Below are 23,710 nucleotides of genomic sequence, written 5' to 3' on the forward strand. Positions count from 1 at the left end.
CCACCAGGACGGAGACACACCCATGAGTGGCGTCTGGCTGACCCCGCAGGCACACGAACGACTGCGGGCCGAACTGAGCACCCTGCTCGCCCCGGGCGCGGTGGCGGAGGAACCCGAGGCGGGCAGGCGGCGCGCGGCCCGCGTCCGCGAGATCCGGGAACTCCTCGCCACCGCCGTCGTGGGGGAGGACCCGCCCAACGACGGCGTCGCCGAGCCCGGCATGGTGCTCACCGTCCGCTACGACGACACCGGTGACGAGGAGACCTTCCTCCTCGGCCTGCGCGACGCGGAGGACAACGACCTGGAGGTCTACTCGCCCGCGTCGCCGCTGGGCACCGCCCTGACCGGCACGCGTCGCGGCGAGCAGCGCGCCTACCGGGTCCCCAACGGCGCGACCGTGCGCGTCACCCTGCTCGACGCCGTCCCGTACGGCAGGCACCGGGCCTCGTCCGCGCCTGCCGGTTCCTAGAATCCCGGCTGTACGGCGGGAAACCAGGGGCGGTGGAAGAGATGGCTGTCGTTGCGGGTGTGGTCTTCACCTGGCTGGGCATGGTGCTGGCGATCTCGTTCCTCGAGACGCCGCTGAAGTTCCGCGCGCCGGACGTGACGCTGCGCGTCGGGCTGGGCATCGGGCGGATCGTGTTCCGCGCGCTGAACACCGCCGAGGCGCTGTTCGCCGCCGTGCTCGCCGTGACGCTGGTCGTGGCGGACGTACCGGGCCGGGTGCTCGCGCCGGTGGTCGCCGCGGTGGCCGTGCTGGTGCTGCAGCTCGCCGCGATCCGGCCCGTGCTCAACCGCCGCTCGGACCGCGTCCTCGCGGGCGATGACCCGCCCCGGTCCACGGCACACCTCGGGTACGTGGCGACCGAGGTCGTGAAGGTCGTCCTGTTGGTACTGGCCGGTGTGCTGACCCTGTCATCGTGGTGACCGGCCGCACGGCCGCTTCCACCGGTGCCCCGTGGTGGTGACCGCGGCGGTGAGCACGACCGCGCCGACGACGAGCGAGTTCGCCACCGAGAACCACGGCGTCGGGGGCAGCTCGGTGGCGTAGTTCGCCAGGATGACCGGTGCGACGAGGATGAGCGGGGCGAGCACCGCGGGGAGCTCCTCGTTCAGCTGCCGCAGCCTCGCCGCGAGGTCCCGGCAGTCCGCGCAGCCCTCGAGGTGGGTGGTGATGCGGCGGGTCCGGTGCGCGGTGCCGCCGTGCCGCACCCAGTCGGGGAGGTACCGCGCGATCGCCTGGCAGATGCCGCGCTCGGTGGGCGGCACGTGCTGGGACAGGTAGGCCTGGCGCAGCCCTTCCCTTGCGCGATAGGCCAGCGCCGCGACGCCGTTGGGTGTCATGTCGAGTGTCCGCGCGATCCGGGCCGGTGACTTGTCCTCGATCTCCGTCTGCCACAGGATCGACCGCCAGCGTTCGGGGAGCGCCGCGAAGGCGCGCGCGGCCATCGAGGCGTGGATGCGGGTGCAGACCGCGTCCTCGTGCCCGGCGTCGGGCCCGGCCTCGGGGACGTCGGGGACCACCAGGACCCCGCGGTCCCGGCGCCGCCAGCTGATCACCGTGTTGCGCATCGTGGTCAGCAGGTACGGCCGGAAGTCCTCGCCGGGGCCGCCGCCCGTGCGGAGGATCCGCAGCACCCGGGTGAACGCCTCGGCGATCAGGTCGTCCCGTTCCGCCCCGGTGATCCCGAGCGAGCTGGTGAGCCGCCGCGCGGCGTGGAAGTGGCGGGCGTAGAGCACCCCGTACGCGGCGAGGTCCCCGTTCCGCACCGCCGCGGCGAGCACCGCGTCACTCGGCGCGTCCGCCACTTCCTCGGTCATGCGTGTACCTCCCCAGAGTGACAGTGCAGATGCACATGCAGCCATCGATGCCAGGCCTAACGGGCCCGCGGCGGGGAGGTTGCGGTTTCAATCAACAAATCCGAGGAGATCTCAGGAGTGTCACCCACTTGGAGCAGAAACCCGGCCAAGTGAGCAATGCATTGCGCTGTCAGGCTTTGGCGCGGCGAAGGCGTTCGGCCGCTTGCGCGCGGACGGCGTCGCAGGACACCGGCGCGTCGCCGTGCAGGGACTCCCAGCGGGCGTTGTGCGCCGCGGCCCACAGGCTCGCGGCCCACGCGATCTCCAGTTCCTCCTCGGTGAACCGGCACCCCCGGAGATCCTGGTAGGCCGCCAGGAACGCGGCGGAGCTCTCGACCGGCGCCAGGGTCGGCGGTGAGGCACTGGCGAACGTCCCGCTCGCCGCGCCCACCAGCGCCGCTTCCGGTTGCCAGGCAAGGCTGTCCCAGTCGTGCACGGCCCACACGTCGACGTCGTGCCAGCGGAGGTTCTGCGCTTCGAAGTCGGCGTGGCCGAGCACGCACGGCAGGTCGGTGGCCAGCAGCCGCTTGCGTACCCGGTCGGCGGTGTCGACGACGTACGCGGGTACGGCGCTCTGGTCGCGCTCGTCGAGAAAGTCGATCGCGGGCCACAGGCCGGGATCCGTGTGGTCCCAGCGGGCCCAGCGCGGGTTCGGCAGCGGTGGCACGACCGTCACGTCGGTCAGTTCGGCCATCAGCCGGGCGAACACGGCCGCGTAGTGCACCGCGATGTCCGGCGAGTCGCCGCGCAGCAGGTCACCACCGGGCCGGGACTCCTCGGCGTGCACGGCCAGCGCGCCGACGGCGACCGGCGGCGTGATCGGCAGGGCGCACGGGAAACCCCGCTCCGCCAGCCGGGTCTGCGCGGTGACGCACGACGCGGCGCGACCGTCGTCCTCCCGCGCCTTCACCACGACGTCGCGCCCGTCGGCGAGCCGCAGCCCGTACACCGCCGAGATCGACCGCCGTTCGAACACCACCTCGACCGGTTCGTTCCCCAGCACCTCCGCGCACCAGGCGGGCAACCAGTCCGGCAGATCGTCCTGCGGCACGGAGAGGGACACGGTGAGACTGTGCCACGGGTACGGGCGGTGGGGGAACCGTCCGAGGGTGCCGCACCCGTTCGATAACATCGGGCGCTTCAGGCCGATGAGATGCGGAGGCGCTGGTTCGTGGACGACAGTGCAGCGGAGATAGTCCCCCCTGGTGTCGACGTGAGCAGGCCGAGCGTGGCCCGCGTCTACGACTACTACCTCGGCGGCAGCGCCAACTGGGCGGTGGACAGGGAGTTCGGCGACCGGGTGCTGCAGAGTTTCCCGCTCCTGCGCGACGTCGCCATCGCGAACCGGATGTTCCTCAACCGGCTGGTGCGGTACCTGACCAAGCAGGGCATCCGGCAGTTCCTGGACGTCGGCGCCGGTGTGCCGACCGCGGGCAACACCCACCAGATCGCCGACGAGATGGTCGCGGGCCAGGGGCGCACGCCCGACACGCACGTGGTGTACGTCGACTACGAGCCGATCGCCGTGGCCCACGCCGAGATCGTCCTCGAGAAGGAGGGCGACACCGACCGGCACGGGGTGATCAAGGCCGACCTGCGCGAGCCCGACGACCTGTGGGAACGCGCCGTGGCGACCGGACTGCTCAACCCCGACGAGCCGGTCGCGCTGTTGTTGATCGCGGTGCTGCACGTCCACCAGCCCGGCGCCGACGGCGTCACCGACATCGGGCCGGCGTCGGTCGCGCGGCTGCGTGAGCTGCTGCCGGTCGGCTCGTACCTCGCGATGTCGCACATCACCGACGAAGGCGTCCCGCCGGAGGTCGGCGCGAACCTCGTCGAGCTGAAGCGGATGTACGACACGTCGAGCAGCAGCAACGGCATCTGGCGCGCCCACAAGGACATCGAGGCCATGCTCGGTGACTTCGAGCTGGTCGAGCCGGGGTGGGCCTGGCTGCCGGAGTGGCGTCCCGAGGAGACCGGGCCGACCGTTCGTTCGATCGCGTTTCCCACCCCGAACCACGCTGTCGGATGGGCGGGGGTCGGCAAGAAGGTCCGCTGAGCCGGCGGTTTGTTTCGGCAACGTGCCCCCGCCGGCCTTCCGGACGCGGTAAGTGTTGGGGGACAACAGTTCTAGCGCGTCGCGGCTTGCACCGCTGCTCGGACGTCGGCCGTGGGGGCCGGGGTGCCGTCCGGGTTGTCGAACGGGCCGTAGGGCGTGCCGTACGCGGGGGTGTCCGGCTCGAAGCGCCAGCTCTCGGACAGCGGACCGACCTCGACCGTGTCGTAGCCGATCGCGTCCAGGAACGCTGTCACCGTCTTGGTGGCGTCGGCGTCGTCGCTCGCGATGGGTAGTGCCGTGCGGTCGGTGCTTCCCGCCGGGCGGGCCAGGGCCGCGAGGTGGCCGGAGTAGATGTTGTTGAACACCTTCACGAGTCGCGCGGTGCCCAGGTGGCTCTGCTCCAGCTCGGCGCTGGTCGTGGTGCCCTCGTCCAGCTCGGCGAAGTGCCCGTCGCGCTGGGGGTAGTAGTTGTTCGTGTCCAGTACGACCTTGCCCGCGAGCTGCGCGGTGGGCAGGTCGCGGTGGGCCTTGAACGGCACGCTCACCACGACGAACTCGCCCGCCTCGGCGGCTTCCCCCGCAGTGGCCGCCCGCGCCTTGGGGCCGAGGTCGGTGACCAGGTCGGCCAACGTCTCCGGGCCGCGCGAGTTGCTCAGCACGACGTCGTACCCGGCCGCGACCACGAGCCGCGCGACCGTGGCGCCGATGTTCCCGCTCCCGATGAATCCCACTGTCGTCATGGCGGTGAGAACCAGCCGCCGCCGCACGGTATTCCGGGTCAGCTGTCGCGGGGGTAGAGCTTGACCACCTCACCTGCGAGGGTCGCGATGAGGTACGCGGCGCCGTAGTCGTCGCTGAGGTAGAGCTTCACCGAAGGGGTGCCGTCGATGATGTCGGTGTCCACGACCACGTACCGCATGGTGGGTTTCTCGACCCCCAGCTCGCTGTCCGCGCGCGCCCACAGCGCGGGCAGCGCGTCCCAGTCGACCTCGTTGAGGTCCAGCACGGCGCGGTCGCTGTCCACCGTGTCCGGGCCGTCCCGGGTCGCGGTGCCGTCGCGGTAGATGAAGTTGTCGAAGCCGTTCTTCACCGCCGCGGCCGGCGCGGTCGCCGTCGCGATGTCCTCGTGGATGGTCAGGTCGGACACCTTGCTGCCACCCATCACCTCGCTCAGCGCGGACACCACCGTGCGCGCGCCTGCCGGGCTGAGCAGGTCCGCGGGCGGCCCGGCCGTCGTGGTCGGGTCGGCGGGCACGTCGACGTTCGGCACGGTGGTGAGCTGCGTGGTCGTCGTGCCCGCGCCGTTCTTCGACGGGGTGTCGTCCGAGTCCAGGGTGGTGATCAGGAAAGCGACCGCGGCGATCACCACCACGGCGCTCACCGCGTACGCCGCCACGACACCCGCGGTGCGCCTGCGCGCGGCGGACGGCACCGAGTAGGGGAGCGAGAGCGGGTCGGGCTGCTGGTACGCGGGGTACTGCTGCCGGTACTGCGGACCGCTGACCGGCGCCGGGAAAGCCGGGCCGGCGGGGGTGGGCGGCCCGAGCGGTACTGGCGTCCCGTGCTCTGCGGCCGCGAGCATCCGGTCGAACTGCTCGCCCGGCGGCCGGGCGGCCGGGTCGTGGACGAGGACCGCGCTGAGGGCGGAGCCGAGCGCGCCCGCGCGCCGCGGCGGCGGGACCGCGTCGGTCATCACGGCGGCGAGGGTGGCCATGGTCGTCGCGCGGCGCATGGGGTTGTAGCCCTCGACGGCCACGTACAGCAGCATCGCGAGCGACCAGAAGTCCGACGCGGTCTTCGTCTCGTCGCCGTGGAGGCGTTCCGGCGCGATGTACTCCGGGGAACCGATCAGCTCGCCGGTCGCGGTGAGCACGGTGGCGTCGTGCAGCGCGGCGATGCCGAAGTCGGTGAGCACGGCACTGCCGTCCTGGCGCAGCAGCACGTTGCCGGGCTTGACGTCGCGGTGCAGGATGCCCGCCGCGTGCGCCGCGCGCAGCGCCCCGAGCACGTCCCGCCCCATGCGGGCCGCCTCCGTCGGCGCGAGCACACCGTCACGGAGCCGCGTGTCCAGCGACGTGCCGCGGACCAGCTCCATGACGATCCACGGGTACGGCGAGTCCTCCGACTCGATGATCTGGTAGATCGACACGACGTTCGGGTGCTGCAGCCGGGCGAGCGCGCGGGACTCGCGCATGACGCGCTCCCGCTGCTGTGCGGCGAGCGCGGGGTTGTTCTCGAACAGCGCGGCGTCGGCCGGGCGCACCTCCTTGATGGCGACCTCGCGGTGCAGACCCACGTCGCGGGCGCGCCACACCGTCCCCATCCCACCGCTACCCAGCCGCTCCAGCAGCTCGAACCGGCCGTCCACGACGCGCCCGATCTGTCCTCGCTCAGACATCGCGCACACGCTAGCAACCGGCCCGGTGCGGCTCGGCGTCCGCTGGACCCCAGGTTCGCACTGGTGAACGAGAGCGGATTTCGCGCCTTCTGCGGTCTCTGGTGGCATCGGCGGGGGCCGAAGGGACCCGGCGACGTCGGTGGGGACAGCACTAGAGTGGTGTTCGGTCTCGGCATGGATGGGTGGGTCGGGTCGGGTATGGACTCCGGTGCGCGAGTGCGGTGGCTGCGGGCGCTGGCCGAGGTGGGACTGGGCGCGCGGCCGGACAGTGGCATGGAGTGGGTCGCGCACCGGGTGTGTGAGCTCTTACGGGTCCCGATCGCGGTGGTGTCGTTCGCGCTCGCCGATCGTCAGGTGTTCCCCGGGTTGTGCGGTCCGCCCGCGCCGTGGTCGAGCAGACGGGAGGCGCCGCTGCGCCACTCGTTGTGCGAACGGGTGGTGGCGGCAGGCGAGCCCGTGGTGGTCGAGGACCGCGCCATCGACGAGTTCGGGGGCGCCGCGTACGCGGGGATGCCGCTCACCGCGGAGGACGGCACGGTCCTGGGTGCGCTGTGCGTGATCGACACCGAGCCGCGCGCGTGGACACCGGCGGAACTGGCCGTCCTGCGTGACATGGCGCGGATGTGCGTCACCGAGTTGCGGTTGCGGCTGGCCCGCCACGACGCCGAGGTCGAACGTGCCCGCAGTGACGACCTGCAGAGCAGGCTGTCGCAGGCGTTGTTGCGGGCGCAGCTGCTGCTCACCGCGTCGCAGGCGCTCAGTGACGTGGCGAGCGTGACCGGGCTGCGGGACCAGATCGCCGACCTGGTCATCGGCGACCTGAAGGCGACGAGGGTGGCGCTGGTCATCACCCAGGACCTCGGGGAGCGGACCCGGCTGGAGGACCAGCGGGAAACCGGACCGGAGGCGCGCCACGACGTCCCGCGCGGGCAGTGGGACGAGTTCGACGTGGCCGCCTCGAGCCTGGTCGCCCGCGCGGTGCGTGATCGGCGGCTCGTGCACATCGCCGACCTGCGGATCGACCTCGACGGTGCCGTCGAGCCGGACGATCAGGCCGCCTACCTCGCACGCGGCGCCGCGGCGGTGATGTGCGTGCCGGTCCTCGACTCGTCCGGGGTGCTCGGCGTGCTGGAGCTGACCTGGGACGAGCCGCACGAGCACGACCCGATGGAGCACGCCGTCGTCGCGACCATCGCCGGGTACGTCGGTGCCGCGCTGCAGCGCGCCCGCTTCCTGCAGCACCGGATCAGCGTCGCGCGGGACCTGCAGGAAGCGATGCTCACGGACCTGCCCGACCTGCCGGGCCTGCGGCTCGCCGCCCGGTACCTCCCGGCGGACGCCGACGAACAGGTCGGCGGTGACTGGTACGACGCGTTTCCCCTCACCGGGCAGGACGGTGTGGTGGCGGTGGTGGTCGGTGACGTGATGGGGCACGACATCGAGGCCGCCGCCCACATGGGACAGCTGCGCGCGATGCTGCGCCAGGCCTGCTGGCAGGAACGGAACACACCGGCGGGCGCGGTGACCGCCCTCGACCACGCCGTGACCGGACTGGAAGAAGGCGCGTCCGGCACCGCGGTGGTCGCCTACCTGGTTCCCGCCGAGGACGGCGGCCGCGAACTGGTGTGGACCAACGCGGGCCACCCGCCCCCGATCCTGGTCGACCCCGACGGCAGCACCCGGATCCTGCGCCAACACGACCACCTCATCGGCTTCACCGACAGTTTCCGGGGCACCCGCCGGGACGCGCGCACCACCCTCGTCCCCGGCGCCACCCTGCTCCTCTACACCGACGGGCTCGTCGAACGCCAGAGCGGCACGATGGACGAGGAGATCGCGAACCTCGCCGCGTCCGCCGCGGCCGCGAAGACGACGGACCCCGGCCACCTCATCGACGTGGTGCTGAGGAGAACCGCGGACAGGTACCGCTTCGACGACGTCGTCCTGCTGGCGGTGCACATCCCGGCACACCCCGAGCCGTGACCGGGTAGCTTGCGAGACCCGCGATGCCGGGCCCGCCGATCCTGGGCCGGATTGGTGGCAACCGGCCCATGCGGGCCGGAGTTTGAAAGGGCATGCGGATGTTCGCGAGCTTCGACGAGTTCGTCGAGGACAGGTCCACTGCCCTGCTGCGCACCGCGTTCCTGCTCACCGGGGATCGCGGGCATGCCGAGGACCTGCTCCAGACGACGCTGCTGCGCACCTTGCGGCGGTGGGCCAAGGCGCGGACCGCGCCGGAGGCCTATGCACGGCGCGTCCTGGTGAACCTGTCCAAGGACCGCCTCCGGGCCCGGGGGAGACGGCCACCGGAGACGGCGATGCCGCCCGACGTGACCGGGCTGCCCTCGGTCGACGCCGGGTACGACCAGGTCGCCGATCGGCGGGTGGTGTCCGACGCGCTCGCGAAGCTGGCCCTCCGGCAGCGGCAGGTGGTCGTGCTGCGGTTCGTCGAGGACCTGTCGGTGGAGCAGACCGCCGACCTGCTCGGGTGCTCGGCCGGGACGGTCAAGTCGCAGACCGCCCGCGCGCTCACCAGGTTGCGTGAGCTGCTCGCCGATTTCCACGGATCACAGACCGCGAAGGAGGTTACCGATGTCCGGTGATGAGGAGTTCGGCCGCACGGTCGGCGATCGTCTGCGCGACGAGGTGGCCGGCATCTATGCCGACCGCGACCTGGTTCGAGCGGTGCGCAAGCGGTCCCGGCGGCGTTCCTGGACGATCCGGGCGTCGATCGGCGCGCCACTGGTCGCCGCCGCGGCGGCCGCTGCCGTGCTGGTGACCACCTCGGGGTCCGGCGTCACCACGACCGACCCGACGCCGCCACGCGGTGGGCAGGCCGCGCCGCCCGCGACCACGACCCAGCCGCGCGTGGAGAACCTCGCGCACGTGCGGGACATGACCATCCAGGCGCTGCGCTCGGCGGAGCACTACGTCATCCACGAGAAGAACATGCTGGACACCGGCTACCTCGAGTACTGGACGGACCGGGCGACCCACCGCTATCGCGTGGACAACTACAGCGCGATCGTCCAGTCCGAACAGGAGGTGGAGCCGGGGCCGGGAGACGTGTTCACGGCCCCCCCGATCCCGGACGAGCCGCCGACGGGCCCCATTCACCGGACCCAGTCCATCGCCGGTGACGGCCCGCCGGGCGACATCCACTACACCTATGTCGACTACGAGCGGAAGACCTGGTCCACCAGTCACGACACGGAGCCGCCGCTGCCGCTCGAGGTGCCCGACATCCTCGACGCGGACGCGCTCAAGCAGGCGATCGACGAGGGCCGGATGGAACTGATCGGCGCCGAGGCCATCGACGGCAAGCCGACCCACCACCTCCGCCTGTTCGCCACCCGCCGCGGGTACCAGATCGACCTGTGGGTGGACAGCACGTCCTACCTGCCGGTGCGGGAGACCTCGACGGTGATCGACGGTCCCGACAAGCCCGTGATGACCAGCGACTACACCTGGTTGCCTCGGACCGAGGAGAACCTGGCGAAGCTGGAACTGACACCGCCGCCGGACTTCGTCCGGGAGTAGGGGTCCGAACAGGACGGTGCGCGGCGCCCCGGCGCCGCGCACCGTTCTTGCGCGGGTTCAGCATCCGAATGGCCGAATCCTGAGCAGCGAAACCTGCGTTACCCTCCGAACTGAAACGTTCAAATACTGGAGGCCCGGTGTCGGCAGCGCTGCCTTTCCCCGCCCCTGTCCGCCGAACGAAGCGGGTCTGGCTCGCCGCCGCGCTCGCACTGGTGTTGATCGTGACCGGCTCGGTCGCCGCGGGGGCGGATCGCGGGCCACGGGACGTCCGGCTGAGCGGCCTCGCCGTCGAGAAGAAGGTCCAGCCGGTCGGCATCGACCTGCGCCACCCGCGGTTCTCCTGGGTCATCGAGACGCGGGCGCGCGGGGTCGAGCAGCGGTCCTACCGGCTGCGGGTCTCGAGCGCGGGTGGTGGCCGGCCCGTGTGGGACAGCGGTGTGGTCCGCTCCCGGGAGTCGGCCAACGTGGAGTACCGGGGCCCGGCGCTGGCGGCCGCCACCGACTACACCTGGCACGTGGACGTCGTGACGACGCATGGCGAGGCCGCGGCGGACGCCACGTTCCGGACCGGCCTGCCCGCGCAGCGGGACTGGGCGGGCAGCACGTGGATCGGCAACGAGCGCGTGCCGGACGAGGCGACCGACCTGACCTTCGCCGGCGCGTCGTGGATCTGGACGCCGGGGAACAGCGCACCGGGGGAGGACCGCGCCTTCCGCGCGACCCGGGTCAGCCCCGACGGCAGGACCGCGACGGGCGTCGAGGTCCTGATCACCGCGGACGACGCGTACGAACTCCTGCTCAACGGCACCGAGATCGGCGCGACCGAGGCGACCGAGAACAGCTGGCAGCAGTCACAGCTCCACCGGGCCGCGGCGGCACCCGACCGCAACGTGCTCGCGGTGCGGGTGCGCAACGGCGCCGACTCGCCCGGCGGGCTGATCGCCGTGGTTCGACTGTCCTATGCGGACGGAACCGTCGAGACGTTCACCACCGGCACCGGCTGGAAGGCGACCGCGGGCGTGCCGGACGGCTTCGCCGGTCCCGGCTTCGACGACTCCGGCTGGGACAGCGCGGCGGTGTTGACCACCTACGGCGGTGCCCCGTGGGGCAGCCAGGTGCGGCCGCCGAAGCAGACCCCCAGGCCCGCGCCCCTGCTGCGGCGTGAGTTCGAGGTGGGCAAGCGGGTCCGCGACGCCACGCTCTACCTCGCCGCCGGCGGGTACGCGAACGTGTCACTCAACGGCAGGCCTGCGAGTGACGAGGTGCTGTCGCCCGGGTTCACCGACTACGACGACACCGTCCAGTACACCGCGATCGACCTGACGAAGGCGTTGCGGCCGGGCACCAACACGCTCGGGATGGAGCTGGGCCGCGGCTTCTACGGCATGACCGGCGGCAACGTGTGGCGGTGGGAGTCCCCGCCGTGGCACGACGACCCGGTCGTGCGCGCGGTGCTGCACATCGAGTACACCGACGGCAGCACCGAACGCGTCGGCACCGACGACTCCTGGCGGATCCACGACGGCCCGACGGTCTTCGACGACCTGTACGCGGGCGAGACCTACGATGCGCGGAAGGTCCAGCCGGGCTACGACACCACCCGCTTCGACGACAGCGGGTGGGCGCGGGCGAGCGAGGTGCCCGGACCGCGCGGTGTGCTCGTCAACCAGCGCCAGCAGCCGATCCGCGTCACCGGGTCGCTGCCCGCCGTGGAGATCACCGAACCGGTCGCCGGCACGTACGTGGTCAAGTTCCCCCGGGTGATCGCGGGCTGGGTGCGGTTCACCGCCAGTGGTCCCGCTGGCACGACGATCCGCGCCGCCCACGGCGAGAAACTCACGGCCGACGGCCGCGTGAACATGAGCAACAACGGCGGTTTCCAGTCCGGCTTCCAGTCCGACCACTTCGTCCTCGCGGGCACGGGCAAGCCCGAGTCGTGGGAGCCCCGGTTCTCCTACAAGGGTTTCCAGTACCTCGAGGTGACCGGCTGGCCGGGTGGCACACCGCCGCTGTCGGCCTTCACCGCGAAGGTGGTGCACACCGACGCCGAGGAGACCGGCACGTTCGACAGCTCCAGCGACACCATGAACCGCACGCACCGCGCGGTGGTCGACACGCTGCTGAACAACATCCACGGCATCCCCACCGACACGCCGATGTTCGAGAAGAACGGCTGGACCGGCGACGCCGCACTGGGCGCCGAGATGTTCATGACGAACCTCGACACGCACGAACTGTTCGCGAAGTGGATGCGGGACCTGCGGGAGACCAGGGATGTCGAGGGCAGGCCGATGGTGATCGCGCCCAGCTCCGGCGACTGGGGCCGGTGGGGCGTGGCCCCGCCGTGGCACTCGGCGTACGTGCTGATCCCGTGGTGGCTGTACCAGTACGGCGGTGACAGCAGGGTGCTGCGGGAGAACTACGACGGCATGAAGGCCTACGTGGACCTGGAGTACGGCCGGACCGACGGCGGGATCGTGCCCGATCCCCGGCTCGGCGACTGGGTGAGCCCGGAGGCGAGCCCCGGCGGCGGCAACGCACCGGAGGACCTGCGTGTCTCCGGGACCGCCTACCTGTACGTGATGCTCACGTCGATGCGCCGCAGCGCGGAGTTCCTCGGCAAGGACGCGGACGCCGCGCTGTTCGCGCGGCACGCCGCCGTGGTGAAGGACGCGTTCAACGCCACCTTCCTCGACCGCGGCGCAGGCCACTACCGCGGGGTCGGCGACCGCGGCTACCGGCAGACGCACAACGTGCTCGCGGTGGCGTTCGGCCTGACACCGGACGAGGCGACCACCAGCAGCACGGTCGACAGCATCGTGGCGGACGTGCGCGCCAGGGGGACGAAGCTCAACACCGGCGTGCTGGGCACGAAGTACCTGCTGCCGGTGCTGACCGAGCACGGGCACGCGGACGTCGCCTACGAGCTCGCCGAGCAGAAGGAGTACCCGAGCTGGGGCTTCATGCTGGAGAACGGTGCCACGTCGATGTGGGAGCACTGGGCGCTGGCGGCCCGCTCCCGGGGGCACTACTTCCTCGGCACCGTCGACGACTGGTTCTACCAGTACGCCGCCGGGATCCGGCCGTCGCAGGAGACCGGCTACCGCGACATCACGATCGCGCCCGCGGTCACCGAACAGCTGAGCAGGGCGAAGGCCACGACCAGGACACCGTATGGCCAGGTCGGCGTCGACTGGCACCGCACCGGCGACGCACTGACGATCACGGTCACGATTCCGGTCGGCGCCAAGGCGACCGTGCACCTGCCGGGACAGCGGTCCGCGGTCACCGAAGGCGGACGTCCGCTCGCATCTGCCGGCGGCGTCGGCAAGGTGTCCGAGAAGGACGGTGAGGTGCTGGTGGCGGTCGGCTCCGGCCGGTACACCTTCCGCGTGCGGCGCTGAGGTCAGCGTGCGACCCGGGCCCGCTTGGCGCGGGCCCGGGCGGGCGTTGGCGGCGGGGCGGTGAGCCGGTGTGGCCAGGCGAAGGTCAGGACCTCGTGCCGGTGAGCGTGCGGGCGTTGGCCCGCAGCACGCGGTCGCTGACCCCACCCGCCTCCCACAAGGGTTTACCTGACGGTGACGGTCGTGGCCCCGGCCGTCACCGTCAGGCTCGGGGTCAGGCAGGCACCGTCCACTTCTGGTTGGCGCCGCCGGTGCAGGACCAGATCTGGAGCTTCGCGCCGTTGGCGGTGTTGTTGTCCCGCACGTCGAGGCACTTACCGCTGCCCACGTTGACCAGATCGCCGTTCGACGAGGGCGTCCACCGCTGGTTGGCGCCGCCGAAGCAGTCCCACAGCTGCACCGCGGTGCCGTCCGCGGTGCCGTTGCCGGTCACGTCCAGGCACTTGCCCAGGCCGCGGACCGTCCCGTCGGAGGCGAGGGTCCACTGCTGGTTCGGGCCGGACGTGCACGTCCACAGCTGTGGCTGGTTGCCGTTGGCGGTCGAGCCGTCGGTGACGTCCAGGCACTTGCCGCCGAGGCCCGTGATGGGACCGGTCCGGCCCTCTGGCGGGTTGGTGCCGCCGTTGCCCGGCCAGGTGAAGGTCGCCATCGCGCCACCGGCCAGCTGGTAGCCGAACGTCTGACCGCCGTAGGACACCTGGAAGTTCTGCGTGCCACCGCTGTTGAGCGCGACGAGCACGATCGTGCCGTCCGGGTTGCGGAACGCGACGTTCTGGATGCCGCCCTCGCCGTAGCCGGTCGAGTCGATCCGCACCGCGCCGGGCGGCACGAACTTGCTCAGGTGCCCGAGCACGTAGTACTCGGCGTTGTACGTGACGCTGCTGCCGTTCGTCGTCACGACGCCCGTGCAGTTGCCGCAGCTGCCGATGACCGGGCCGTTGTTGCCGTCCAGCGCCAGGTTCCACGTCGTGACCGTGCGGGCCCAGTTGCGGGTGGTGCCGATCGCCAGGTTGATGCCCTGCCAGCGCAGCGTGTCGCGGAAGGTCGCCGCGTCGTTGGCCGACTCTGTGCCGGAGCACTCGGTGAAGAAGATCTCCTTGTTCGGCTGGGCGTTGTGCACCACCGACTGTCCACTCGGGTTGCCGCCGTAGCAGTGCCACGCCGACCCGACCACGTTGTTCCCCGCGCCGTTGTTGACCTGCTGCGGGTAGTTCGTGTCGTCCCAGTTGTGGTCGTAGCCGAGCAGCTTCGCGTTCTGCCCGGCCGCACGCAGCTTCGGCACCAGGTTGTTGATGATGTTGACCTGCTGCTGGGCCGGCATCAGCATGCCCGGGTAGCCGGGCGGGGAGAAGTTCGGCTCGTTCTGCACGCTCAGGTAGTCGATCGGCGCGCCGGCGGCCCCGTACGCCTGCGTGAACTTGACGAGGTAGTCGGCGTACACCCCGATCTGGTCGTCGCGCAGTGAGCCGCCGATGAGGTTGTTGTTGTTCTTCATCCACGCTGGCGCGCTCCACGGCGACGCCATGATCGACAGCGTGGGGTTCAGCTGCCGCGCCTGCCGGACCAGCGGCAGGATGTACGCGTTGTCGTGCGCGACGGAGAACCGCGACAGGCTCGGGTCGGGTGCGCCGTCGTTGTAGGTGTAGAAGCTGCGCGAGAAGTCCGTCGCGCCGATCGGCTGTCGAAGGAAGCTCATGCCGACGCCGCTGTCCGGGTTGAACAACGCGTTCATGATCTCGTCGCGGCGGGGTGAGTTGAACACGTTCCACGCGGCCGCGTCGGTGAACGAGGCGCCGAAGCCCACCATGGACTGGTAGGTGCTGTTCGGGTTCACCGAGATCACGGGCCCGCTGCCGCCGCCGGACCCGAACTCGACGTTTCCTTGCTGGCGCAACAGGTTGGCGCGGTCGCCGGTGGTGAGCCAGACGTTGACGGTCGGCGCCGCCGCCGCCGGTGCGGCCGGGATGGTGAGCAGCGCCCCGACGGTGGCCGCCACCGCGGTCACGACGGCGGCCACCCTTGTTCTCGACTTCGCGGAGCTTGCGGAACGAACGTCGAACACAGTCGTCGACATGATGCTCCTTGCAGGGTTGGGAGCAATCTCCACACGGCTTTGTGGAGAAGTCAGTCGTACAGGCGGATGTCGGCGATGCTCCACCAGTTGTCCGCTGTCCCGGTGGCGGTGATCCGCAGGTACCGGGCGCTGGTGCGGCGGACGTCGACGGTGGTCAGCTGGCCGACGCCGGTGCCGGTCGCGAGGGTGCGCCAGGTGCTGCCGTCGTCGCTCGCCGACAGCCGCCAGCCGCGGGCGTAGTCACCGAGGTGGCCGCCGCTGTCGACGGCGACCCGGCGGAAGCGCTCGCGGCCGCCCAGGTCGACCTGCAGGTACTGACCGGGTGCCTGGGCGGCCTCGCTGGACCAGCGGGTCGAGGCGTCGTCGTCCACCGCGAACTCCGCGCCCGTGCCGAGCGAGGCGGTGGCCGTCGCACCGTCGACCGGCACGTGGTCCAGGGTGCTGTCGAGCTGCTTGGCGCGCGGCCAGGTGAACGTGGCCAGCGCGCCGCCGGGCAGCGTGTACTCGAAGGTGCGGTCACCGACGTTGACGGCGAACGTCCTCGGGTCGTCGTTCTCGTTGTGGACCACCAGTGCGGTGGAGCCGTCCGGGTTGCGGAACGCCACGTCCATGATCTGGCCGTTCCAGCCGGTGGTGCCGAAGGACGTGCTGGCGATCCGACGGGCGCCCGGCCGCACGAACTTCGACAGGTGCCCGATCGTGTAGTACTCGGCGTCGGTGCGCACCGAGCCGTCCGGCAGGGCGGTGACGAGGCCGGTGCACGTGCCGCAGCCGCCGTTGTGCGGGCCGCCGGTGCTGTCCAGCGCGATGTTCCAGTTGACCGCGCTGCGCGCCCAGTTGCGGGTGGTGCCGATGACGACGTTGCGGGCGTGCCAGGTCAGGGTGTCGCGGAAGACCTTCTCCTGCGGATCGGTCGCGCCGCGGGAACCGGAGCACTCGGTGAACCAGATCCCCTTGTGCGGGAACGCGTCGTGCAGTGCGGTCTGGGCGCTGGGGTCGCCGTAGTAGCAGTGGTACGCGGTCCCGGCGATCCAGCGGGCCGCCGGGGAGCGCAGGACCTGGTAGGGGTAGTCGGCTTCCTGGTCGCCGTCGTTCGGGTGCGTGGCCCAGTTGTGGTCGTAGGACAGGATCCTGGTGCGGGGGCTGGCGTGGCGGAGCTTCGGGCCGAGCGCCTCGATCACCGCCAGCTGCTGGGCGACGGGCATGTCCGTGCCGGGATAGGCGTCCGGCGTGCGGTTCTGGGGCTCGTTCTGCACCGAGAGGAAGTCGATCGGCACGCCCGCCCGCGTGTAGGCCTGCACGAACTTGACCAGGTAGCGCGCGTACGCGTCGTAGATCGCCGGGTCGTCCTTGAGGCGGCCGCCGACGAGCGAGCCGGTGGTCTTCATCCACGCAGGCGGGCTCCACGGCGTGGCCATCACCGTCAACGCCGGGTTCAGCCGCTTCGCCTGGCGCAGCAGCGGCAGGATCTCGGCCTCGTCGTGACTGATGCTGAAGTGCCGCAGCCCGAAGTCGGTCCGGCCGGGCGGCACGTCGTCGTAGGTGTAGTGCTCCGCCGCCGCGGTGAAGTCGGAGGAACCGATCGGCTGGCGCAGGAAGCTCACGCCGATGCCGGTGGCCGGGTCGAACAGCTTCCGCATGGTGTCGGCCCGCACCGAGGGGGAGAGACCGGCCAGCACCTCGGCCGACGAGTCGGTGATCGACGCGCCGAACCCGTCGACGGCCTGGTAGGTGCGGTCCGGGTCGACCACGATGGTCGGCTGGGTGGACGGTGTCGTGCCGAACGGGACGGGCGGGCGTTCCGCCATCAGCTCGGCCCGGTCCGGGGTGGTCACCCACACCCGCGCCCTCGGCGCGTCGTGCCGGTCGGCGGCCTCGGCGGGCGGCACGGCCGTGAGACCGAGTACCAGGGCCATGATCGCGATCGTTCTCATCGCTGTCCTCGGGGCGCGCAGGATGTAACACGTAGTGAATCACTGTGAAACAGTTGCTTGCATGATGAAACACCCGGTGGTTCGCCATCGTCAACCCCCGGTGCCGTATCGCTATACTGACCAGGTGAAACGCGAGTCCGGCCACCTGAAACAGCGCCATGCCCGATAACCCGCGCGCGACGCTCCGCGACATCGCCGCGGAGACCGGCGTCTCGGTCGCCACCGTTTCCCGGGTGCTCAACGACCACGTCAACGTGGCGCCGCGGACGCGTGACCTGGTCCTGCAGGCCGTCGAGCGGCGCAAGCTGCCCGCGGATCCGGTCGGGCGGCGCACGGTCTACGTCCGCTGCCCGTACGTGCTGACCGACTACTTCGGCCTGATCGTGTCCTCGATCGCGGAGACCCTGAAGCTCCACGGCCTGCGCCTGCTGCTGGACGCGGGCGAGTCCGCCCAGCACAGCGACGCGCTGCCCGGCCTGCCCGGCGAGGACGACGTCAGCGCCGCCATCCTCATCCTGCCGCCGGAGGACGGCGAGGCGCTGGTCGCGTTGTCCCGCACGGGGTTCCCGTTCGTCGTGGTCGACCCCCGCACCCCGCCGCCGCCGGACATCGCCGCGGTGTCCGCCGCGCACTTCTCCGGCGCGCGGGCCGTGGCCGATCACCTGGTCGGCCACGGCCACCGCGACATCGGCGTCATCGCGGGACCACAGGAATGGCTCGCCAGCGACGCCCGCCTGGCAGGCCACCGCGCCGCGCTCGCCCAGGCGGGCGTTCTCCTGACGCCCGAACGGTTGCGGCACATCGAACCGACCACCGCGGCGGGCCGGGCGGCCGCGGCCGACCTGCTCGACCGGACACCGCGGCCCACCGCGATCGTCTGCTTCAACGACAAGGTGGCCGTCGGCACCCTGCAGGCCGCCCGCGAACGCGGTCTACGCGTCCCGGAGGACCTGTCGATCGCCGGTTTCGACGACATCGACCTCAGTCAGGCCACCGATCCGCCGCTGACCACGGTGCGGCAACCGCTGCAGGAGATGGGCCGCATCGCCGTCACCCACCTGATGCGCGTCCTCGACGGTCACCAGCCCGAGGCGCTGCACATCGAGCTGGCCACCACGCTCGTCGTCCGCGACTCCACCGCCGCTCCCGGCCGGGCCGGGGCCCAGGCGCGCTGACGCCGCGGGTCACCGCCGGTACTGGTAGTCCACTGTGGACATCTGGCGGCCGTGCGGGGCGCCATCGCCGCGGTGTGCGAGGAAGTGGCTGCGGGAAGCCAGAAGGTTGCTGTTGCGGATGTCACTTGTCCGCCGCGGCCGGACTTCCGCCTGCCAGTGGGCCGGGCTCATCCCTCGTGCGTACCCTGGGTCGCATGCGTACGAGGGGGAGTCTTGTCAGAATGGTCGGCCTCTGCCTGCTCGCCGGGGCGCTCGTGGCGGGCACGTTGCTCCCGGTCGCCGCGGCCGTGGGGATGGTCGCGAACGGGGCCAGCGAGACGGTGGAGTCGTTGTCGGCGGAGCTCGCCGACGAACCACCGCCGTTGGTGACGACCATCACCGACCGGGAAGGCAACCCGGTCGCGACGCTGTACGACCAGTACCGCGTCCCGACCAAGGTGGACGAGATCTCCGACGCGATGAAGTGGGCGCTGATCTCGGTGGAGGACCGGCGTTTCTACGAGCACCACGGCGTCGACTGGAAGGGCACGATCCGTGCGGCGCTCAACAACACGTCCGGCGGTGACACCCAGGGCGCGTCGACGCTGACCCAGCAGTACGTCAAGAACTACCTGATCAACGTCACCTACCGGAACGACAAGGCCGGGCAGCAGCGCGCGCAGGAGAACAGCATCACGCGCAAGCTGGCGGAGGCGCGGATCGCGATCCAGCTCGAGACGACGATGAGCAAGGACGACATCCTCGCCGGCTACCTCAACGTCGTCGAGTTCTCGCGCCAGGTCTACGGCGTCGGCGCGGCGGCCCGTTCCTACTTCGGCACCACACCGGACAAGCTCACGGTCGCGCAGGGCGCGCTGCTGGCGGGCATGGCCAACAACCCGTCGACCTACGACCCGTGGGCCCACCCCGAGCGGGCGCTCGAACGACGCAACTTCGTGATCGACAAGATGGTGGAGAACCGCAAGCTGTCCAAGGACGACGCGGCGGAGGTCAAGCGCGAGCCGCTCGGCGTGCTGCCGAACGGACCGGACAAGCCCGCCGCGAACTGCGTCGGCGCCGGTCCGGAGAACGGGTTCTTCTGCCAGTACGTCGAGGATTACCTGCTCGAGCACGGCATGGACAAGGACGACCTCTACACCGGCGGCTACACGATCCGCACCACGCTGGACCGCGCGGCCAACCACGCCGCGAAGGAGTCCGCGGAGCAGCAGGTCGGCAAGTCCGAGGAGAACGTCGCGAACACGTTGTCGCTGGTGAAGCCCGGCAAGGACCGGCACGAGGTGGTGGCGCTGGCCGCCAACCGGGACTACGGGCCGGACGCCGCGCTCGGACAGACCGAGTACTCCCTGCCGTCGGCCATCTCCAACGTCACCGGCACCGGGTCGAGCTACAAGATGTTCACCGCCGCCGCGGCGATGGACCGCGGGGTCGCCGGGATCTACGACACGGTGCAGTCACCCAGCTCCTACACCTCGCAGGTGTTCACCGGCGGCGGCGAGCAGTGCCCGAGAGTGGCCCGCGGCACCAGGGCCTACTGCCTCACGAACGCGAGCGAGGGCGGGAGCGGCTCGATGACGCTGCAGACCGCGCTGCAGACCTCGCCGAACACCGCGTTCGTCATCCTCGAGGAGAAGGCGGGCATGGACGCCGTCCTCGACATGGCCAACCGGCTGGGGATGCGCAAGACCATGGCGTCCAACGCCGCGACCGGCGCCAAGCCCGACCCCGGCGCCGAGTCCGCGGAGGAGAGGCAGAGCCAGATCGAGTTCTTCGGGCCGAGCGAGAACTCGCCGGGTAAGGGCTCGTTCACCCTGGGTGTGAGCCCGACCAGTGGGCTGGAGCTCGCCAACGTGGCCGCCACCATCCTCAGCGGCGGTGTCTGGTGCCCGCCGACCCCGCTCGCCGCGGGCGGGGTCACCGACCGCAACGGCAAGCCGTACGTGGTCGAGGAGGAGCAGTGCGAGCAGGCCGTGCCCGAAGGCCTCGCCAACACCCTCGCGGTCGGCATGAGCAAGGACGACCTGGCCGGGGGCACCGCCCACGCGGCCGCGCGGGGCGTCGGCTGGAACCGGCCGATGATCGGCAAGACCGGCACCACCCAGCACAACGGCTCGGCCGCCTTCGTCGGCGGGACACCCCAGCTCGCGGGCGCGGCCATGGTCTTCCGCCCCGACCGGCCCTTCGGCGGGCTCGTCGACGGCGGCCCTGGCAACGTCCGGGCCACCGAGAACGACTCCGGGAACATGTTCGGCGGCAAGACCCCCGCCCGCACCTGGTTCGGCGCGATGAGCAAGATCCTGGAGGGCCAGGAGGTCCTGCCCCTACCCCCGGCGGACCCGAAGTACGAGCGCATGAACTGAGCGGGCACCACCCCCACCACCCGAACGAAGCGCGGGGCACACACCGCACACCGCACCGCGCACCACCCCGCACCCCGTGGCCAACCCGAGGCCATCCCGGAGACCTGCCCCTCCGGCGAGGAGGCCCGTCCGGCAGGACGCCCGTCCGGCGAGGACAACGCACCCCGCAAACACGGCACCGGCCGACGGGAAGCGATCCCGCCGGCCGGTGCCGTGTTCAGGTGACGATCAGCTGCCGAGCGCGGTCTTCATCTCGGCGGCCGGGTCGAACGGGCGCACGTCCGGGTAGCAGACCGAACCGGGGCCCGGGACCGCCAGGTTCACCATGTAGTCGGCGGCGATGTTGTCGACGCAGGTGCTGTCGCCCAGGATGCAGTGGCCGAACGAGTCGACGCTCACCAGCCGGGCGTTGCCCAGCTGCTTGGACATCCGCTTGGCGAACTCGTACTGCGTCGCCGGGTCGTAGTAGTTGCCGACCACCAGCACCGGGTTCGGGGTGCGGGTGTTCCACGGGCCGCGGAACGCGTCGGGGTTCTTCACCGGCCAGGTCGGGCACAGCGCCGGGTCACCCCAGGCGAGGTAGCGACCGAAGGAGCGCATCTGCCGCTCCCACTTGTCGGCGATTCCCGGCACGTCCGCCTGGGTGTTGTTGAACGGCTTGTCCGAGCAGTTCACCGCGGCGTAGGAGTCGTCGGACGTGTACGGCGAGTCCGGCGGCGCGTCCCGCGTGGCCTTGCCCGCGCCTGCGATCAGCGCCTTCACCGCCGCGAGGTCGGCCGGGGCCGCCTTGCGCTGCGCGGACGGGTGGGTCGCGTCCCACACGGCCTGGATCAGCTCGGCCAGGTCCACGAAGGAGGCCGGGTCGTAGAGCGCGCTCGCGGTGACGCCGACCAGCGTGGCCTCGTCGACCTCGGTGCCGTCGGGCAGCGTGGCGGGACCGGTGTTGCGCAGGTAGTTCACCAGCTGGTCCCACTTGCCGCGGGCGTCACCGGAGAACGCGCACGCGGCACCGACGCTGTCGCACTCGGTGAGGAACCCGTCCAGCGCGATCTCGAACCCCTTGGTGCGCTGGCGGTCGTACTCGACGCCGTCGAGCAGGCGCAGCGTCGGGTCGACGTTGCCGTCGAGGATGATCGCCCGCGACTTCTTCGGGAACATGTTCACGTACGTCGCGCCGAGCAGGGTGCCGTAGGAGAAGCCGATGTAGTTCAGCTTGGCCTCGCCCGCGGCCGCGCGCAGCAGGTCGAGGTCCTGCGCGACGTCCTCGGTCGACATGTGGTTGATCAGCGGGCCCGCGAACCGCTTGCAGAACTTGCCGTAGTCCTTGTTGGCCTGCAGCGTCGCGGTCTCCTCCGCCGAGGTGACCGGCAACGGTGCCATCCGGCTGAACACGTCGCCCGCGTCCTCGTCGGTCGCGAAGCAGCGCAGCGGCGTGCTCCGCCCGACCCCGCGCGGGTCGAACCCGATCAGGTCGAACCGGTCCTGGATCGGCCCGTCGAGACGGCTGGTGGTCGGCCACCGGTAGCCGCTGCCACCCGGACCGCCCGGGTTCAGGAACACGGCCCCGACCCGGTTCGCCGTGTCGTTCGCCGCGCGCTTCATCAGCGCGATGTTGATCGTGCCCTGTTTCGGCCGCTCGTGGTTCAACGGCACCGCGTAGTCGCCACAGCTGAACTTGTCGCGCTCGTCCACCGGGACGTTCGCCAGGTCCTCCGGCGCGCACTCACCCCATTCGATGGGCGCCACCCTGGCTTGCGCGGAGGGCGTCGAGGGCGCCGCGGCGGCCGCCGTCGGCACCACGAGCCCCATCAACCCTGTGATCAGTGCCGTGCCCAGCACGACACCGCGTTTCGTCGATCGCGTGGATCTCACGTCGAGACCGCTCCTGTTCTCCCGATGAGAAGTGGTGAAGAGCCACCCCACCGGCCGAACACTCACACAATCGAATGGCAAGCGGTATCGGCGATTTGGGCGGTTTCACTGCGACATTCGGCCGCCGACTTTCGTCGGGTCAACGGCTGAAGCCCGCCGCGAGGCCGCTGAGCAGCTGGCGGCGGCCGAAGATGTAGAGCGCCAGGATCGGCAGCGTGGTGAGGACGACGGCGGCGACGATGGCAGGCACGTTGACGCTGTACTGCCCCTGGAAAGTCGACAACGCGAGCGGCAGCGTTCGCTTGTCCGGGCTCTGGGTGAGAACCAGCGGCAGCAGAAAGCCGTTCCAGATGTTCAGCGCGTTGTACACGGTCACCGTGAGGATGGCGGGGCGGGTGAGCGGTGCCGCCAGCCGCCACATCGTCGCCCATTCGGTGGCGCCGTCGATCCGCATCGCCTCGAACAGTTCCTTGGGTACGTCACGGATGAAGTTGGCCAGCACGAGCACGGACAGCGGGATGGCGAACGCGATCGACGGGAGGATCAGCGCCAGGAGACTGTCGTACAGCTGCATCCTGATGGTGATCAGGTAGATCGGGATCACGGTCGCCTGCAACGGGATCGCGAGGCCCATCAGGAACAGGCCGTTGGCGAAGCGCAGGAACCGCAGCCGCCAGCCGCGCACGATCGCGTACGCGGCCATGAACGAGACGACCACCGCGGGCACCACCGCACCGGCCGTCGCGATCACGCTGTTGACGAAGTAGGTGACGAAGCCCGACTCGAGGACGAACCGGTACGCGTCCAGCGATGGGTCGCCGGGCGGCAGTATGGGATTGCTCGCGTAGTAGGTGCTCTGGACCTTGAAGCTGGTGATGAGCACCCAGTAGATGGGGATGACGATGATCGCCAGCCACACGAAGCTCGCGAATCCGCCGAACCAGTTGCGCCGCTGGACGGCCGGGCTGCCGCGCCGGGGCCGCGCGGGCGGGGGCGTCGTCCGCCGGGGCGGCTTGGTCAGGGTGAGGCTCATG

17 protein-coding genes are annotated in these 23,710 nt (G+C 71.0%); 9 read left to right on the forward strand and 8 right to left on the reverse strand.

The window, feature by feature from the left end; all coding sequences use genetic code 11:
- Positions 1-22: 22 nt before the first annotated feature.
- Entirely contained in the window at positions 23-469 is a 447-nt protein-coding gene (locus FHR82_RS23445; RefSeq protein ID WP_184812670.1) for a GreA/GreB family elongation factor, read from the forward strand.
- A gap of 41 nt (positions 470-510) precedes the next feature.
- The gene (locus FHR82_RS23450) at positions 511-927 is read left to right on the forward strand and encodes a hypothetical protein (RefSeq protein WP_184812671.1); all 417 of its coding nucleotides are present in this window, start codon (positions 511-513) and stop codon (positions 925-927) included.
- Here the strand turns inward: FHR82_RS23450 and FHR82_RS23455 are convergent.
- The gene (locus FHR82_RS23455) at positions 916-1,821 is read right to left on the reverse strand and encodes a sigma-70 family RNA polymerase sigma factor (RefSeq protein WP_184812672.1); all 906 of its coding nucleotides are present in this window, start codon (positions 1,819-1,821) and stop codon (positions 916-918) included. The genes FHR82_RS23450 and FHR82_RS23455 overlap by 12 nt on opposite strands.
- Before the next feature lie 169 nt (positions 1,822-1,990).
- Entirely contained in the window at positions 1,991-2,911 is a 921-nt protein-coding gene (locus FHR82_RS23460) for an aminoglycoside phosphotransferase/kinase family protein (RefSeq protein WP_184813322.1), read from the reverse strand.
- A gap of 102 nt (positions 2,912-3,013) precedes the next feature.
- On the opposite strand from FHR82_RS23460, the gene FHR82_RS23465 reads away from it, so the two are divergent.
- Entirely contained in the window at positions 3,014-3,919 is a 906-nt protein-coding gene (locus FHR82_RS23465) for an SAM-dependent methyltransferase (RefSeq protein ID WP_184812673.1), read from the forward strand.
- Between the two features lie 71 nt (positions 3,920-3,990).
- On the opposite strand, the gene FHR82_RS23470 is transcribed toward FHR82_RS23465, so the two are convergent.
- Positions 3,991-4,659 carry an NADPH-dependent F420 reductase gene (locus FHR82_RS23470; protein WP_184812674.1) on the reverse strand — a complete coding sequence of 223 codons (669 nt, stop codon included), beginning with the start codon at positions 4,657-4,659 and terminating at the stop codon, positions 3,991-3,993.
- 38 nt (positions 4,660-4,697) lie between these two features.
- The gene (locus tag FHR82_RS23475; protein ID WP_221464208.1) at positions 4,698-6,317 is read right to left on the reverse strand and encodes a serine/threonine-protein kinase; all 1,620 of its coding nucleotides are present in this window, start codon (positions 6,315-6,317) and stop codon (positions 4,698-4,700) included.
- Between the two features lie 174 nt (positions 6,318-6,491).
- Between FHR82_RS23475 and FHR82_RS23480 the strand changes: the two genes are divergently transcribed.
- The 4 genes from FHR82_RS23480 to FHR82_RS23495 all read left to right on the forward strand — a co-directional run bounded on the left by FHR82_RS23480 (position 6,492) and on the right by FHR82_RS23495 (position 13,261).
- A complete protein-coding gene (locus FHR82_RS23480) occupies positions 6,492-8,300 on the forward strand; it encodes a SpoIIE family protein phosphatase (RefSeq protein ID WP_184812675.1) in 1,809 nt (602 codons plus the stop codon).
- A gap of 92 nt (positions 8,301-8,392) precedes the next feature.
- The gene (locus FHR82_RS23485) at positions 8,393-8,920 is read left to right on the forward strand and encodes a SigE family RNA polymerase sigma factor (protein WP_184812676.1); all 528 of its coding nucleotides are present in this window, start codon (positions 8,393-8,395) and stop codon (positions 8,918-8,920) included.
- A complete protein-coding gene (locus FHR82_RS23490) occupies positions 8,910-9,857 on the forward strand; it encodes a hypothetical protein (protein WP_184812677.1) in 948 nt (315 codons plus the stop codon). Before FHR82_RS23485 ends, FHR82_RS23490 begins: the two co-directional genes overlap by 11 nt.
- Before the next feature lie 137 nt (positions 9,858-9,994).
- Positions 9,995-13,261, forward strand: coding sequence for a family 78 glycoside hydrolase catalytic domain (locus FHR82_RS23495; protein WP_184812678.1), 3,267 nt, complete (start codon positions 9,995-9,997; stop codon positions 13,259-13,261).
- Between the two features lie 214 nt (positions 13,262-13,475).
- Here the strand turns inward: FHR82_RS23495 and FHR82_RS23500 are convergent, their stop codons facing one another.
- Positions 13,476-15,335 carry a ricin-type beta-trefoil lectin domain protein gene (locus FHR82_RS23500; protein ID WP_184812679.1) on the reverse strand — a complete coding sequence of 620 codons (1,860 nt, stop codon included), beginning with the start codon at positions 15,333-15,335 and terminating at the stop codon, positions 13,476-13,478.
- 50 nt (positions 15,336-15,385) lie between these two features.
- Positions 15,386-17,269: a discoidin domain-containing protein gene (locus FHR82_RS23505; RefSeq protein WP_184812680.1), complete on the reverse strand. Its 1,884-nt coding sequence runs from the start codon at positions 17,267-17,269 to the stop codon at positions 15,386-15,388.
- A 158-nt stretch (positions 17,270-17,427) separates the two neighbouring features.
- Between FHR82_RS23505 and FHR82_RS23510 the strand changes: the two genes are divergently transcribed.
- Entirely contained in the window at positions 17,428-18,444 is a 1,017-nt protein-coding gene (locus FHR82_RS23510) for a LacI family DNA-binding transcriptional regulator (RefSeq protein WP_184812681.1), read from the forward strand.
- 194 nt (positions 18,445-18,638) lie between these two features.
- On the forward strand, positions 18,639-20,804 hold the full coding sequence (locus tag FHR82_RS23515; protein WP_184812682.1) for a transglycosylase domain-containing protein: 2,166 nt from the start codon (positions 18,639-18,641) through the stop codon (positions 20,802-20,804).
- A 228-nt stretch (positions 20,805-21,032) separates the two neighbouring features.
- On the opposite strand, the gene FHR82_RS23520 is transcribed toward FHR82_RS23515, so the two are convergent.
- Together FHR82_RS23520 and FHR82_RS23525 are read right to left on the reverse strand one after the other, a co-directional pair.
- Positions 21,033-22,676, reverse strand: coding sequence for an alpha/beta hydrolase (locus tag FHR82_RS23520; protein ID WP_311771237.1), 1,644 nt, complete (start codon positions 22,674-22,676; stop codon positions 21,033-21,035).
- Positions 22,677-22,815: 139 nt separating this feature from the next.
- Positions 22,816-23,709, reverse strand: a complete 894-nt coding sequence (locus FHR82_RS23525) for a carbohydrate ABC transporter permease (protein ID WP_184812683.1) — start codon at positions 23,707-23,709, stop codon at positions 22,816-22,818.
- Position 23,710: the final 1 nt, after the last annotated feature.

The organism is Actinophytocola algeriensis, assembly GCF_014203735.1.
Taxonomy (GTDB): domain Bacteria; phylum Actinomycetota; class Actinomycetes; order Mycobacteriales; family Pseudonocardiaceae; genus Actinophytocola; species Actinophytocola algeriensis.

Coding starts and splice junctions, on each gene's coding strand:
- FHR82_RS23445 (WP_184812670.1), top strand. CDS start 23: ATGAGTGGCGTCTGGCTGACCCCGCAGGCACACGAACGACTGCGGGCC.
- FHR82_RS23450 (WP_184812671.1), top strand. CDS start 511: ATGGCTGTCGTTGCGGGTGTGGTCTTCACCTGGCTGGGCATGGTGCTG.
- FHR82_RS23455 (WP_184812672.1), bottom strand. CDS start 1,821: ATGACCGAGGAAGTGGCGGACGCGCCGAGTGACGCGGTGCTCGCCGCG.
- FHR82_RS23465 (WP_184812673.1), top strand. CDS start 3,014: ATGCGGAGGCGCTGGTTCGTGGACGACAGTGCAGCGGAGATAGTCCCC.
- FHR82_RS23470 (WP_184812674.1), bottom strand. CDS start 4,659: ATGACGACAGTGGGATTCATCGGGAGCGGGAACATCGGCGCCACGGTC.
- FHR82_RS23475 (WP_221464208.1), bottom strand. CDS start 6,317: ATGTCTGAGCGAGGACAGATCGGGCGCGTCGTGGACGGCCGGTTCGAG.
- FHR82_RS23480 (WP_184812675.1), top strand. CDS start 6,492: ATGGATGGGTGGGTCGGGTCGGGTATGGACTCCGGTGCGCGAGTGCGG.
- FHR82_RS23485 (WP_184812676.1), top strand. CDS start 8,393: ATGCGGATGTTCGCGAGCTTCGACGAGTTCGTCGAGGACAGGTCCACT.
- FHR82_RS23490 (WP_184812677.1), top strand. CDS start 8,910: ATGTCCGGTGATGAGGAGTTCGGCCGCACGGTCGGCGATCGTCTGCGC.
- FHR82_RS23500 (WP_184812679.1), bottom strand. CDS start 15,335: ATGTCGACGACTGTGTTCGACGTTCGTTCCGCAAGCTCCGCGAAGTCG.
- FHR82_RS23505 (WP_184812680.1), bottom strand. CDS start 17,269: ATGAGAACGATCGCGATCATGGCCCTGGTACTCGGTCTCACGGCCGTG.
- FHR82_RS23510 (WP_184812681.1), top strand. CDS start 17,428: ATGCCCGATAACCCGCGCGCGACGCTCCGCGACATCGCCGCGGAGACC.
- FHR82_RS23515 (WP_184812682.1), top strand. CDS start 18,639: ATGCGTACGAGGGGGAGTCTTGTCAGAATGGTCGGCCTCTGCCTGCTC.
- FHR82_RS23525 (WP_184812683.1), bottom strand. CDS start 23,709: ATGAGCCTCACCCTGACCAAGCCGCCCCGGCGGACGACGCCCCCGCCC.